Genomic DNA, 13,750 nt, shown 5'->3' with positions numbered 1-13,750 from the left:
GGCCGGGTCGCCGGCGACGGCGGGCGCGCCGGACGTGGCGGACAGGCGCAGGGCCACGGTCTCGCCCGGCGTGAACGCGCCGGCGGCACCGGTGACGGTGACGGACCCGCCGGGCGCGACGGCCGCCGGGGTCACGGACATGCCGGCGCAGGAGAGGCCGGAGTCCGTGGGGACGTAGTCCTCGGCCTGGGCGGCGAGTGGAGCGGAAGCGGTGAGCGCGAGCGCGACGAACGCGCCCGCCAGGGTCTTGGCGAGCATCTCGGGTGTGCCTTCACTGATACGCCCGAGACGGACGTGCGGGGCACGACGGGTATCGCCTCGGGGCGGTGGTGTCCGCGGCGCGCGATTTCGGGTCGACGCCAAAGGGCAGACAGCGGGTCGGGTAAACCCACGATCGCGATGCTATACGCGACCGGCTCCCCGGAGGGGGGACGCGGACGAGATGGACCCCGGACTGGGGTCACCGCACGGCCCGGAGACGGCGGAAGGCCCCGAGGCGATGCCTCGGGGCCTTCCGTCGCACCGCTCCGGAGGGAGTCAGGCGACGCGGGATCTGATGCGGGTCAGACCGTGGTGCGCTGGCGACGGACCGTCGCGAGGACCGCGACGAGAGCGGCGCCGAGGAGCAGCAGGCCGCCGCCGGTCCAGATGAGGACGACGGGGAGCTGGCCGCCCGTGACGGGCAGGCCCGCGGCGCCGTCCGAGGTGGACCCGGTGGCGGTGCCGGTGCCGGCGGCCGCGACGACGGAGATCGTCGTGGAGACGGTGTTGCCCTGCGTGTCGGTGCCGGTCAGGGCGTAGGAGCCCGAGGCGGAACCGGCGGGCAGCGTGACGGTGACGCGGAGGCCGCCGGCGCTGGTCGAGTTCTTGGTGATGGAGTTGCTCGTGACGGCCATGGGGGCCGTGCGGAACGAGGCGAGCGTGGCGTTGGCCGCGTCCTCGCCGGTGATGGTGATCGTGACGGGCACGACGGGAGCGAAGGAGCCGTCCGCGAAGGACAGGACCGTGCTCTGGCCGGGCGCGACGGTCGGGTCGCTGACGGTGACGCCGCCCTCGGGCGTGTACGGGGCCGCGGTGGCGGCGGTCGAGACGGTGAACGTCGCGGCGAGGGCGATGGCCGCCCCGGCGAGGATCTTCTTGAGCATGTGGTTCCCCCTGGATGAGATTGCTGGTGCACAGGGGTGCCTCGACGGACTCGGGTCCGTCGTCGATCGTTCCCCCACCGAGGACACTACTGGGATGCGTCGCAGGACAGCGAGCGGAATCGTGTTTCGATCGCGTTAATCACGGGGGTGGTCACGATCGACAGGGGGGTGTCGGTCCTTTTGTCCCCCAGCGTGTCCACGGAAATGCTGACGCTCTGACCGGGCTGCAGGGTGACCTCGACCTGGGCGACCGCGCGCCCGCCGACGATCTCGGGCTGGAACTCGACCACCTCGTCGTCGATGCGCACGCTGAGCGGCACCGTCCCGGGGGGACCGTAGACGGCGACCCGCGTCTTGATGTCCCCGGGCGCGACGCCGTAGACCCCTCCCCCGGTCACCACGAACGGGAGCGATGCCGCATCCGCCGGGGCCGTGGATCCGAGCGTGACCTCCGTGCGGTAGTTCGGCCGGCCGTCGTCGCGGCACATCGCCATGGCCTGCGTGGTCTCGAGCGTGAGGAAGTAGTCCATCTTCGCGCCGGTGGCGTCGTTGAGGAACACGCCGAACTGCGTCGACTCGCTGTTGTCGGTGGGCAGCGACCCCTGGAACGTGGTGCCCGCGAGCGTCGCCTGCTCGTCGGGCCGGGCGTTCCAGAGCAGGATCCGCCGTTCCTCGGCGGCGCGCGACAGGGCCTTCACGAGCGCCGCGGGATCCACGTCGCCGGAGGAGACCCGGGAGAAGACCGAGTCGGCGACGCTCGCGAACACCGCGTCCTGCACGTCGGGGTCCGGGTAGCGGAGGTAGACGTCGTGGAGCAGCAGGTCGACGGCGTCGTCGGACCGGAGCACGTCGCCCGTCGACAGCGTGATGGGTCCGGTCGCCTCGAGCAGGTACGACAGGGCGACGGGGTCGATGCTGATGACGCCGTCGATGTCGTCGGCGTGCTTGAGCCGCCACATCTCGGCGGCGAGCGGCGCGGCCTGCGGGAACTCGGGGGTCAGCGTCACGTCCTGCATGTACCGGCCGGTGATGGTGCCGTAGAGGCCCGCCGTCTGGGGATCGAGCGGGAGCGCGGGCTGGTCGAGCCGCGGGAAGGCGCGCGCCGAGTCCTGCTGGGTGAGGGAGAACGACCCGCCGCCCGTGCGCACGAGCGCGAGCGCGCCCGGGATGCCGCCGGTGGAGCGCACCTCCGCGTTGTTCTGGAACATGAGCAGGTACTCGCGGTCGCCGTCGGCGCCGAGCATGGCCGGCGCGAGGTCGGCGACGTGGCGCACGATCGCGAGGGTGTCCGCCGCGGAGCCGACGGTCTCGCGGAGCCGGGTGACGGCGTCCGTGACCGGGCTGAGGGTCGCGCCCGTGTCGATGGCCGTGACGTCGTCGAGGGCGGCGTCGAGGGCGTCGTCCGCCTGGCGGACGGGCTCCTGTGCCGCGATGATCGGGTCGAGGTCGATCCGCCCGTCCTTCGGCGTCAGGCTGCTGACGTCGAGCGTCCCGGCGATCCCCACGACGGGCTGGAGGGCGTCGGAGCCCACGCGGTCGACCACGCCCGCGATCTCGCGGAAGGCCGTGAGGTTCGGGCCGACGAGGGGGAGGGCCTCCGTGGCCGCCCACACGGGATCGCCCGTCAGGGACACGGCTCGCGAGGAGTGCTCGCGGAGCTGCGCGACCCCGGCGGCGGCCCCCGGGGAGTCGCCCCCCAGGAGGTCGCGCTGGACGGACGAGGCGAGCGGCACGGCCTGCTCGAGCTCCGCCCGGGCGAGGAGCGCGCGGGCGGCGACCCAGGCGATCCACAGCACGACGATCAGGGCGACCACCGCGGCGGCGGTCCCGACGACCCTCCGTCGCGTCCACGGCCGTCGAGCGCGTCGCATTCGACGGGAGCGGATCGTGGAGGAGGTCACCAGCTGGCCCCTCCGTCGGTGGAGATGCTGACGGCGTCGCCCGTGAGGAGCCAGACGGCGCGACCCGCGGCGGACACGGCGACCTGGCCGCTCGTGGGGACGGCGGAAGCGCAGCCGACGGTGCTGATGTCACCCGAGGCGGGGACGATCCGGCCGATGCTCGTGCCGGTGCACGACTCCGCCGTGCCCGCCGTCAGGATCCCGTCCGGGCCGAGCGCGAGGGCCAGGGCACCGGGGGCGTCCACCTGGCGGAAGTCCCCGCTGCCGGAGCGGACGTGCAGATCGCCGGAGGCGCAGAGCACCGCCGCCGCCTGGCCGCTGTCGACCACCTGCACCGCGTCGTCGCACGGCGCGTCCTGCGCGCCCTGGACGAGCTGGATCGTGCCCGGCTCCTCCGGATCGACGTACGCCGTGGTCGAGGCGAGGGCAGGTGAGTCGCGCCAGAACTCCCCGCCCGTGAAGCTCTGCAGCGCGGTGCGCGAGCACGCGGCCGTGACGTCCGCGACGATGCTGCCCACGTCCGGGCTCTCGACGGTGAGCGCCAGCACGCGGCGGGCGTCGAACGAGTCGGTGGTGCGGGCGTCCCACGTCCGGCCCTCGTCGATGGTGGTCTCGATGCGGGCCGCCTCGCCCGTGCAGGAGCCGGCGGTGGTGCGCCAGGCGACCTCCGCGTCACCGGCCGCGAGGAACACGGTCGGCGCGGCGACGGCGGTGGTGCCGGCGCTCGGGCTCGCGCTCGGCTCGGGGGTGGGCGAGGCCTCCGCGGTCGCGGTGCTCGCGGGGGCCGGTGCCGCGCCGTCGGATCGGTCGGCGTCGGTGCGCGTGACCGCCGCGGAGACGAGGATCAGGTCGATCACCAGGAAGGCCACTACGGCCGTGACGCCGACCCCGGGGATGAGCCGGGCGAGCGACGGGCGCTTGCGCTGGGCGCGGCCCGTGACGGCCATGGGCTTCCGGCCGTCCGGCGCGGTCCTAGCCACGACGGGCTCCCGCGGCTCGGTGCGTGCGGAGGGCGGAGGGGCGTCCTCCGATGCGGCGCGTGCGCGCCTCGGCGTGAGCCGACATGGTGTCTCCCGGTGTGGCGGGCATCCCGCGGCCGGCACGCCGCCCGGTCGGGCGGCGGGGTGTCCGGGACGCGTTCCCACGACGTTCCGGGGCCCGCTCCGGTGGGAGGACGGGCCCGTGGTCCGAGCAGCGGGGAGATGCAGGATGGAGCGGTGGTGTCATCCGGATGGTACAGGGCCCCGCGCGGCGGCCAGCGACGACACGGGACCGGCGGGACCGTGCCGACCGGCGGCGGCCGGGGTCAGGCCGTGGCGGGGGTGGGTCCGTCGGCGCCCTCGGGGCGGACGTACGAGTAGCCGTACTGCCCGTACCCGTAGGCGTCCGGGCCCTTGGTCGGGAGCATGGTGAGGACGACGCCCAGGACCTCGGCGCCGACGCTGTGCAGCGACTCGATGGCGGCGTGGACCTGCCCGCGGTGCGCCCGGCCGGCGGAGACCACGAGGATCGCCCCGCCCGCGCTTTTGGACAGGACCGCGCTGTCCGTGACGGGAAGGAGTGGGGGCGCGTCGATGAGCACGGTGTCGAACTCGGCCTCCAGCTCCTTCAGCAGCATGACCATGGTCCGCGATCCGAGCAGCTCGCTCGGGTTGGGCGGGATCTGGCCGGCCGGCAGCACGAACATGTTGCGGTTGCCCCACGGCTGGAGCACGTCCTTCAGCTGCGCGCGGCCGATGAGCACGTCGGTGAGGCCGACGGCGCCCTCGAGGCCGAGGTAGGAGGCGAGCTTCGGGCGGCGGAGGTCGGCGTCGATGATGGCGACGCGGGCGCCCGCGTCGCTCAGCGCGATCGCGAGGTTGGCGCTGGTGGTGGACTTGCCCTCGGACTCGACGGCGCTGGTGATGACGAAGCTGCGGGCACGGCCGCCGAAGTCGAGGAACTGGAGGTTCGTGCGGAGGCTGCGGAACGACTCCGCGCGCGGGCTGCGCGGGTCGGACTGGACGATGAGCGGGCGCTCCTTCGCCTTCGGGTCGAACGCGATGCCGCCGAGGATGGGCGCGTGCGTGACGAGCCGGAGGTCGCGCTCCCCGCGGATGCGCGTGTCGAGCGTGGAGCGGAGCACGGACACCGCGACGCCGAGGGCGAGGCCGATGAGCGCGCCGAGGGCCAGGTTGAGCGGCACCTTGGGCGATACGGGCGCGGCCGGGATGCGGGCCTCCTGCAGCGTCGTGATCTTCACCTGCGGCTGCCCGTTCGCGTCGAGGGGCGTGAGCTCCGCGACGACGTCGGTGAAGCTCGCGGCCACCGCGTTGGCGATGGTGGCGGCGGAGTCGGCCTGCTCGTCCTCCACGGCGATCTCGATGATGACCGTGTCGAGCGCCGCCGTGGCCGTGATCTTCGGCTCGAGCGTCTCCGCCGTGGCGCTGAGGCCCAGCTGGGCGATGACCGGCTCGAGCACGACCGGGGTGGAGACCACGTCGGCGTAGCTCTTCACCGCCCCCTGCGTGAACGTGCTGCCCTGGCTGAGGTCCTGCACCGTCCCCGCGGACTGCGTCGAGACGAAGACCTTGGACGTGGCCCGGTACTCCGGCGTCTGGACGAGCGAGTACCCCGCCGCCGCCCCGACGCCCAGGAGGAGGACGAGGAGGATCAGGATCCACGAGCGTCGCAGGATCCGGATGTATTCACGCAGTTCCACAGGCGATTCCCCCTCGTCGATGGAACGCCCCCCAACGGCGTCCGCTGCCATGCTCCCACAGGCGCGACCCGCCGTCGGACGCGGCGACGCTCACGGGACCACGGGGCCGAGGCGCCCCAGCATCTGGGGCGGCGGGGCGGCGTGAGGCCCGCTAACGTGGCGTGAGGGATCAGGCCACCCACCTCCCCTCTGCCGAACGCTCACCCGAAGAGAAGATCCGGACCCCCATGCCCGACGTCTGCGCTGCCCTCCTGCCCCTCGCGACCCTGGTGATCACCGGGGCGCTCACCGCCGCCGGGCTCCGCTCGCTCCGCGACTGACGGGCGGAGGGACCGCACGGGGCCCGTCTCAGGAGAAGTCCGCGTCCGGCCCCGCGGGGTAGCTGAAGACCGACGCGCTCGACTCGACGGGCCGTCCGCTCGTGAGCACTCCCCCGCTCTCGGCGAGATAGCAGGCGCCGCAGAGCGACATGTACGTCACGTCCTCGCCGTCGATGGCGACCTGGTCGCCGTCGAAGATGAAGCGCTCCCCCACCTGCCGGGCGTTGAAGACGGCCTTGCGTCCGCAGCGGCAGATGGTCTTCATCTCCTCGAGGCTGTGCGCGATCTCCAGCAGGCGCCGGCTCCCCGGGAACGCCACCGTCTGGAAGTCGGTGCGGATGCCGTACGCGATCACCGGCACGTCCTGGAGGATCGCGATGCGCAGGAGGTCGTCGACCTGGGACTCCCGGAGGAACTGCGCCTCATCGACGAGGAGGCACGCGGTCGGCCCGCCCTTCTCCTGCAGCACGCGCTCGCGGTGGATCCCGAACTCCTGCCAGACGTCCGCGTCGGGCTCGAGCAGGAAGTCCACCGGTCGGCGGACGCCGAGGCGCGACACGATGTCGCGGTCGCCCTTGGTGTCGATCACGGGCTTCGTGAGCAGCACGTGCTGCCCGCGCTCCTCGTAGTTGTAGGCGGCCTGGAGCATCGACGTGCTCTTGCCGCTGTTCATCGCACCGAAACGGAAGTAGAGCTTGGCCATCTACCGAAGGTAGCCGTCCTCGGTGGCGCGTTCTATCAGGTCCGCCCGCCGTCCGGCGATCCGTCCGACCAGGCGGTACTTCGCGCGCACGCGCCGCAGGTAGGTCTTGGCCGTCTCGTACTGCACGTTCATCGCGGTGGCGACGTCCTGGGTGGAGCAGCCCGTGACGTAGAGGCGCAGCGCCTGCTCCTCCCCCTGGCTGAGGCGCGGGCTCGCGAAGGCACGGGCCGCGAGGGCGGACTCCTCGTCCTCGCGGCGCATCCGGCCGGCCCGCGCACCCGCGGCGACGGCGCGCACGGCCGCGACGATGTCGCCCGCGGGGACCGGACCGGTGAGCAGGGCCGCGGCACCCGCGTCGAGCACCCGGCGTCGGACCTCGTCGGAACCCGACCGCGAGAGCACGACGACCGCCGCTCCGGCCGCCCGGCAGGAGCGCACCCGGCCCTCGAGGCTGACGGCGTCCGCCAGGTCGTAGTCCACGACGACGACGTCCGTGGGGAACCGGGGCGACCTGACCAGCTGGAGCCAGGCGGTCGTGCTCACGACCACGTCGACCTCCGGGGCGCGGCGGCGGAAGATGGCGCACACCTCGTCGAGGGCCGACTCGTGGCCCATGAGCACGCCGATGCGGACGGGCACGGGCGCCGCCCGGCCGATGGCGTCGCGCGTCCCCGCACCGGGCTCGCGCAGGGTCGTCATGCCAGAACCTTAGCCAGGCCCTCCGCCCCGCCGGGGCCACCGTGCGTGGACGGACACCTGCCGCGCGGGATCAGAACAGGGTCGCCTGCGTCCCGGCGGCGGCCGGCAGCGCGGCGGCGACGAGCGGTCCCGGCGCGGGTGCCTGCGTCCAGCTGCCGCGTCCCCGCCCGGACGTGGCGCGGGAGTCCGCCCCCTCCTGGCTCCATCCCGGGCGCGGTCGGGACGAGGTCGCGGCGCGCGCGCCCTCGAGACCCGGCAGGTCGGCCCGGGACAGGACGCCGCCCGTGCGGGGATCGACGCGACCGCCGCCCAGCCCGTGACGCCGGGCCAGCGGGCCCATGCGCGCCGTCAACCACGTGCGGTACGCCTGCGGTGCGTAGGCGCCGCGCGCGTACAGGTCGAGGTACCGGCCGACGAGGTCCGGCCGCTCCCGCTCCAGCCACTCGAGGTACCACTCCTTCACGCCCGGCTTCAGGTAGAGGGCGGAGTACAGCACGCGCGTGCCGCCCGCCTCGCGGATGCGGGTGAGCGCGTGGTCGAGGTGCTCCACGGAGTCGGTGAGCATGGGCAGGATCGGCATCATGAACACGGTGCAGTCCAGGCCCGCCTCCCGGATCGCCGTCACCGTGGCGAGCCGGGCGGCGGTCGTGGGGGTGCCCGGCTCGACGGACTGCTGCAGGTCGTCGTCGAGCACCGCGATGCTCATCGCCAGATCGACCGGGACGCTCCGCGACGCCTCCTGGAGCAGCGGGAGGTCACGGCGCAGCAGCGTCCCCTTGGTGAGGATGGAGAGCGGAGTGCCCGACGACGCGAGCGCCGCGATGATGCCCGGCATGAGCGCGTAGCGGCCCTCCGCGCGCTGGTAGGGGTCCGTGTTGGTGCCCAGGGCGACGCTGTCGTGCGTCCACGTCGGCTTCGCGAGCTCACGGGCGAGCACCTCGGCCACGTTGACCTTCACGACGATCTGGTCGTCGAAGTCGCGTCCCCCGTCGAGGTCGAGGTACTCGTGCGTGGGGCGGGCGAAGCAGTAGACGCACGCGTGCGTGCACCCACGGTAGGGGTTGATGGTCCAGCCGTACGGCATGACCTTCGACTCCCCCGGTACGCGGTTGAGGGCGGACTTCGCCAGCACCTCGTGGAAGGTCACGCCCTGGAACTCGGGCGTGCGCACGCTCTGCACCAGGTTGCTGAGGCGCGCGAGGCCGGGCAGCGCGTCGGCGCTGGCGTCCGACAGCTTCTGGGAGCTCCATCTCATGCGTCCATTCGAACACACTTTCGAACGAGCCGCACCCGGAGGGGACGCCGCGGGGCCGCGCAAGGCGGCCCCACGGGATCAGGGCTGCAGCTCGAGGACCTCGGAAGTCTCGGCGACGATCCGCGGGGTCTTCCTCGGGTCGGACGCGACGAGCGTGCCGTAGTTCGGGATCATGCGCCTCAGGGGCTTCCGCCAGCCGTCCATGCGGTCGGGGAAGCAGCGCTCGAGGACGTCGAGCATGATCGGCACGGCCGTCGAGGCTCCGGGCGATGCGCCGAGGAGGCCGGCGATGCTGCCGTCGGCCGCGGCGACGACCTCGGTGCCGAACTGCAGCACCCCGCCCTTCTGCGCGTCCTTCTTCATGACCTGCACGCGCTGGCCCGCCGTGATGGGGTACCAGTCCTTCGGGTCGGCGGTGGGCATGAACTCGCGGAGCGCGTCGAACTTCGTCTCCTTGGAGGCGAGGAGCTGGCTGACGAGGTACTTGATGAGGCTCAGGTTGTCCTTCGCGACCGCGAGCATCGGGACGACGTTGTGCGGGCGGATGGAGGTGAAGAGGTCGAGGAGCGAGCCCTTCTTGAGGAAGCGCGGGCTGAACCCGGCGTAGGGGCCGAACAGCAGCGACGCCTGCCCGTCGACCACGCGCGTGTCGAGGTGCGGGACGGACATGGGCGGAGAGCCGACGGCCGCCTTGCCGTACACCTTCGCCTGGTGCTGGGCGACGATGGTCGGGTCGTCGGTGCGGAGGAACTCGCCGCTGATGGGGAAGCCGCCGAAGCCCCTGATCTCGGGGATGCCGGCCTTCTGGAGCAGGTGCAGCGCACCCCCGCCGGCGCCGATGAAGACGAACTTGGCGTCCACGCGGACGGTCGAGCGGCCCACCTCCTTGCGCACGTCGAGGCGCCAGGTGCCGTCGCCGTTCCGGGAGATGCGGCGGACGTCGTGGTTGAGGTGCAGGGCGGCGCCGTGCTCCGTCAGGTAGTCGACGAGCTTGTTCGTGAGGGCACCGAAGTCGACGTCGGTGCCGCCCTCGAAGCGCGTGGCCGCGATGACCTCCGACTTGTCCCGCTGCAGGACCAGGAGCGGGGCCCAGGAGTGGATGACCGCCGGGTCCTCCGAGTACTCCATGTCGGAGAACAGCGGGTGGGCGCGCAGCGCGTCGAAGCGGCGGCGCAGGTAGCGGGCGTTCTCCTCGCCGCGCACGAAGGTCATGTGCGGGGTGGGGTTGATGAACTCCTTGGGCTCCGGCACCGCACCCGCGGTGACGAGGTGCGCCCAGAACTGGCGGGAGAGCTGGAACTGCTCGTTGATGCGGGTCGCCGACCCGATCTCGATCCTCCCGTCCTTCTCCGGCGTGTAGTTCAGCTCGCAGAGGGCCGCGTGACCGGTGCCCGCGTTGTTCCACGGGTTGCTGCTCTCCATGGCGACCTCGCCGAGCCGCTCGAAGATCTGGATGGTCCAGTCGGGTTCGAGCTGCTTGATGAGGGTGCCGAGCGTCGCGCTCATGATCCCGCCGCCGACGAGGACGACGTCTACCGGTTCCGCTGATTCACTCACCGGATCAGTGTACGCCCGTGCCTCCGGCCGCCCTCGGGACCGGAGCCGCGGGTAAGGGGGCGCTGACGAGGGCGGCTCGGGAGGGGTCAGCGACGTGCGGCGACGACCTCGGCGATCTGGACGGCGTTGAGCGCCGCGCCCTTGCGCAGGTTGTCGTTGCTGATGAAGAGGGCGAGGCCGCGCCCCTCCGGCGCGCCCTCGTCGGCGCGGATGCGGCCCACGTAGCTCGGGTCCGTCCCGGCCGCCTGGAGCGGTGTGGGGATGTCGGAGAGCTCCACCCCCGGCGCCGTGGACAGCAGCTCGGTCGCGCGGGCGACGCTCAGCGGCGCGGCGAACTCGGCGTTCACGGACAGCGAGTGGCCGGTGAACACGGGCACGCGGACGCAGGTGCCGCTCACGAGGAGCTCCGGGAGGCCGAGGATCTTGCGGCTCTCGTTGCGGAGCTTCTTCTCCTCGTCGGTCTCGAAGAGGCCGTCGTCGACGATGCTGCCGGCGAGCGGGATGACGTCGAACGCGATGGGGCGCTGGTAGACGGCGGGGGCGGGCAGCTCGACGGCGCGTCCGTCGTGGACGAGGCGGCGGAGCGCCTCCGGGCCCGCGGCGACGGCGGCCTCGGCCTGGCCGGCCAGCTCCTCGGCACCGACCAGGCCGGATCCGGAGACCGCCTGGTAGGTGCTGACCACGAGGCGCGTGAGGCCGGCCTCCTCGTGCAGGACCTTGAGGACCGGCATCGCGGCCATGGTGGTGCAGTTCGGGTTCGCGATGATGCCGCGGCGCGCGTCGTCGATGGCCTCCGGGTTGACCTCGGACACGACGAGCGGGACGTCGGGATCCATGCGCCAGGCGCTCGAGTTGTCGATGACGAGGACACCCGCCTCGGCGAAGCGCGGCGCCTGCGCGCGGGACGTGGTGGCGCCCGCGGAGAAGAGGGCGATGTCGAGGCCCGTGGGATCGGCCGTCGCGGCGTCCTCCACGACCACGTCGCGGCCGGCGAACGGGAGCGTCGTGCCGGCCGAGCGGGCCGACGCGAAGAAGCGGATCTCCTGGAGGGGGAAGGAGCGCTCCTCGAGCAGGCGGCGCATGACCGCGCCGACCTGCCCGGTGGCGCCCACGACGCCGACGCGGAGGCCGGCGGTCTCGGGGGCGGGGGCGGTGGATCCGGCGGGTGCGGTGTCGGTCACGGGTGTCTCCTCCTGCGGTGCGGGATCGTGCGGGTCAGCGGCCGGTGCCGGCGTGGACGACGGCCACGTCGTCCGCGTCGAGGCCGAAGGCGTGGTGGACGACGCGCACGGCCTCGTCGATGGTGTCGGCGCGCGTGACCACCGAGATGCGGATCTCGCTCGTGGAGATCATCTCGATGTTGATGCCCGCGTCGGACAGCGCGGTGAACAGCTGCGCCGAGACGCCCGCGTTGGTACGCATGCCGGCGCCGACGAGCGCCAGCTTGCCGATCTGGTCGTCGTGCTGCAGGCCCGTGAAGCCGACGGCGTCCTGCTCCGCGGCGAGCACCGTGAGCACGCGCTGGGCGTCCGACTTCGGCAGCGTGAAGGAGATGTCGGTGAGGCTCGTGGCCGCCGCGGACACGTTCTGCACGATCATGTCGATGTTCGCGCCGGTCTTGGCGACGATGGTGAAGATCTGCGCGGCCTTGCCCGGGACGTCGGGGACCCCGACGATCGTGACCTTGGCCTCGCTGAGGTCGGCGGCGACGCCGACGATGACGGGCTCTTCCACATTCTCTCCATCCGTGGGGTTGTAGACGATGGTGCCCTCGTTGTGCGTGAACGAGGAGCGGACGTGCAGCAGGACGCCGTGCCGGCGGGCGTACTCGACGGCGCGGATGTAGAGCACCTTGGCGCCGGACGCCGCGAGCTCCAGCATCTCCTCGCTCGTGATGCGGTCGATCTTGCGGGCCAGCGGGACGACGCGCGGATCGGCGGTGAAGATGCCGTCGACGTCGGTGTAGATCTCGCACACGTCGGCGCCGAGGGCGGCGGCGAGGGCGACGGCCGTGGTGTCGGATCCGCCGCGGCCGAGCGTGGTGATGTCGCCCGTGCCGCGGTTGAAGCCCTGGAAGCCGGCGACGATGGCGATGGCGCCCTCGCCGAGCGCGTCGCGGACGCGGCCCGGCGTGACGTCGACGATGCGGGCGGCGCCGTGCTGCGCGTCGGTGATCATGCCGGCCTGGCTGCCGGTGAAGGAGCGGGCGTCGTAGCCCATGCTCTTGATGGCCATGGCCAGCAGCGCCATGGAGATGCGCTCCCCCGCGGTGAGGAGCATGTCGAGCTCCCGCGGCGCGGGGATGGGCGTGACCTCGTGCGCCAGGTCGAGCAGCTCGTCGGTCGAGTCGCCCATGGCGGACACGGCGACGACCACGTCGTTCCCGGCCTTGCGCGTCGCCACGATGCGCTTGGCGACCCGCTTGATGCTCTCGGCATCGGCCACCGACGATCCGCCGAACTTCTGCACGATGAGGCTCACGGGCGACTCCTGGGGTTCGGGTGGGCGTGGGCGGCCCGGATGACGATTCTAGGGCGGGGGCGCCCGGGGATCCGGCGTGTGACGGTGCGGGGCGATGCGGAGGCGACGGCGGTGGTGCCGGGTCACTCCCCCACGAGGCGCCGGCCCTCGAAGGCGCGGCCGAGGGTGACCTCGTCGGCGTACTCGAGGTCGCCGCCGACGGGGAGGCCGGAGGCGAGGCGCGTGACGCGGATGTCGAAGGTGGAGAGCAGACGCGAGAGGTAGGTCGCGGTGGCCTCGCCCTCCAGGTTCGGGTCCGTGGCGATGATGACCTCGGTGACCGTGGCGTCGGCGAGGCGCTGCATGAGCTGGCGGATGCGGAGGTCGTCCGGTCCGATGCCGTCGATGGGGCTGATGGCCCCGCCGAGGACATGGTAGAGCCCGCGGAACTCGCGCGTGCGCTCGATGGCGACGACGTCCTTCGCCTCCTCGACCACGCAGATGGTGGCGGGGCTGCGACGGGGATCCCGGCAGATGCCGCAGGTCTCCTCCTCGCTGACGTTGCCGCAGATGGCGCAGAAGCGCACCTTGTCGCGGACGACGGTGAGCACCTCGGCGAGACGCGAGACGTCGAACGTCTCCGTCTGCAGGATGTGGAACGCGATGCGCTGCGCCGACTTCGGGCCGATGCCCGGCAGGCGGCCGAGCTCGTCGATGAGCTCCTGGACGATTCCCTCGTACATGCGGCGCTAGTCCTGACCTGTGGGGCGGATGGTGGGGCGGGCCTTCCGCTCGACGGGCTTCTCCTCGATGAAGCTCGCCTGCAGGATCTCGCGGACGACGGACTCGCCGTAGCGCTGCGGGGCGGCGGCGGGGGTCGCCCTCGCCGCCGGAGCGGCGCTGGCGACGGCGCTGGCGGCCGGCGGGGCGGAGGGGGCTGCGCCCTGCGAGGACGCCGGGACGGGACGGGTCGCCGGCGCCGCCTCGTCGGGGGACGCGCCGCCGGTGG

The 13,750-nt window shown here is 72.8% G+C and carries 11 protein-coding genes and 2 pseudogenes; all 13 read right to left on the bottom strand.

The features are described from left to right. Positions 1-258: pseudogene (locus tag Q6969_RS06875) on the bottom strand (sortase); the annotation flags it as partial. Positions 259-563: 305 nt separating this feature from the next. Then, positions 564-1,145 carry a sortase gene (locus Q6969_RS06870; RefSeq protein ID WP_317229764.1) on the bottom strand — a complete coding sequence of 194 codons (582 nt, stop codon included), beginning with the start codon at positions 1,143-1,145 and terminating at the stop codon, positions 564-566. Between the two features lie 86 nt (positions 1,146-1,231). Further along, positions 1,232-2,959, bottom strand: coding sequence for a DUF4012 domain-containing protein (locus Q6969_RS06865; RefSeq protein WP_317229763.1), 1,728 nt, complete (start codon positions 2,957-2,959; stop codon positions 1,232-1,234). Positions 2,960-3,042: 83 nt separating this feature from the next. Beyond that, a complete protein-coding gene (locus Q6969_RS06860; protein ID WP_317229762.1) occupies positions 3,043-4,026 on the bottom strand; it encodes a hypothetical protein in 984 nt (327 codons plus the stop codon). 326 nt (positions 4,027-4,352) lie between these two features. Continuing rightward, positions 4,353-5,747, bottom strand: coding sequence for a polysaccharide biosynthesis tyrosine autokinase (locus Q6969_RS06855; protein ID WP_317229761.1), 1,395 nt, complete (start codon positions 5,745-5,747; stop codon positions 4,353-4,355). 348 nt (positions 5,748-6,095) lie between these two features. Continuing rightward, on the bottom strand, positions 6,096-6,770 hold the full coding sequence (locus tag Q6969_RS06850; protein WP_317229760.1) for a thymidine kinase: 675 nt from the start codon (positions 6,768-6,770) through the stop codon (positions 6,096-6,098). Then, positions 6,771-7,469 carry a DNA-binding response regulator gene (locus Q6969_RS06845; protein ID WP_317229759.1) on the bottom strand — a complete coding sequence of 233 codons (699 nt, stop codon included), beginning with the start codon at positions 7,467-7,469 and terminating at the stop codon, positions 6,771-6,773. A gap of 70 nt (positions 7,470-7,539) precedes the next feature. Further along, positions 7,540-8,724, bottom strand: a complete 1,185-nt coding sequence (locus tag Q6969_RS06840) for an Rv2578c family radical SAM protein (RefSeq protein ID WP_317229758.1) — start codon at positions 8,722-8,724, stop codon at positions 7,540-7,542. 78 nt (positions 8,725-8,802) lie between these two features. Then, complete coding sequence (locus Q6969_RS06835) at positions 8,803-10,281, bottom strand: malate:quinone oxidoreductase (RefSeq protein ID WP_317229757.1); 1,479 nt, start codon at positions 10,279-10,281, stop codon at positions 8,803-8,805. 86 nt (positions 10,282-10,367) lie between these two features. Continuing rightward, positions 10,368-11,462 carry an aspartate-semialdehyde dehydrogenase gene (locus Q6969_RS06830; protein ID WP_317229756.1) on the bottom strand — a complete coding sequence of 365 codons (1,095 nt, stop codon included), beginning with the start codon at positions 11,460-11,462 and terminating at the stop codon, positions 10,368-10,370. A 34-nt stretch (positions 11,463-11,496) separates the two neighbouring features. Continuing rightward, entirely contained in the window at positions 11,497-12,762 is a 1,266-nt protein-coding gene (locus Q6969_RS06825; RefSeq protein ID WP_317229755.1) for an aspartate kinase, read from the bottom strand. 122 nt (positions 12,763-12,884) lie between these two features. Beyond that, positions 12,885-13,484 carry a recombination mediator RecR gene (gene recR, locus Q6969_RS06820; protein ID WP_012297640.1) on the bottom strand — a complete coding sequence of 200 codons (600 nt, stop codon included), beginning with the start codon at positions 13,482-13,484 and terminating at the stop codon, positions 12,885-12,887. A gap of 6 nt (positions 13,485-13,490) precedes the next feature. After that, a pseudogene (locus tag Q6969_RS06815) lies at positions 13,491-13,750 on the bottom strand (DNA polymerase III subunit gamma and tau); the annotation flags it as partial.

It is taken from the genome of Clavibacter sp. MX14-G9D (assembly GCF_032917815.1).
Lineage (GTDB): Bacteria > Actinomycetota > Actinomycetes > Actinomycetales > Microbacteriaceae > Clavibacter > Clavibacter michiganensis_K.
This window is presented reverse-complemented; position numbering and strand designations above follow the sequence as displayed.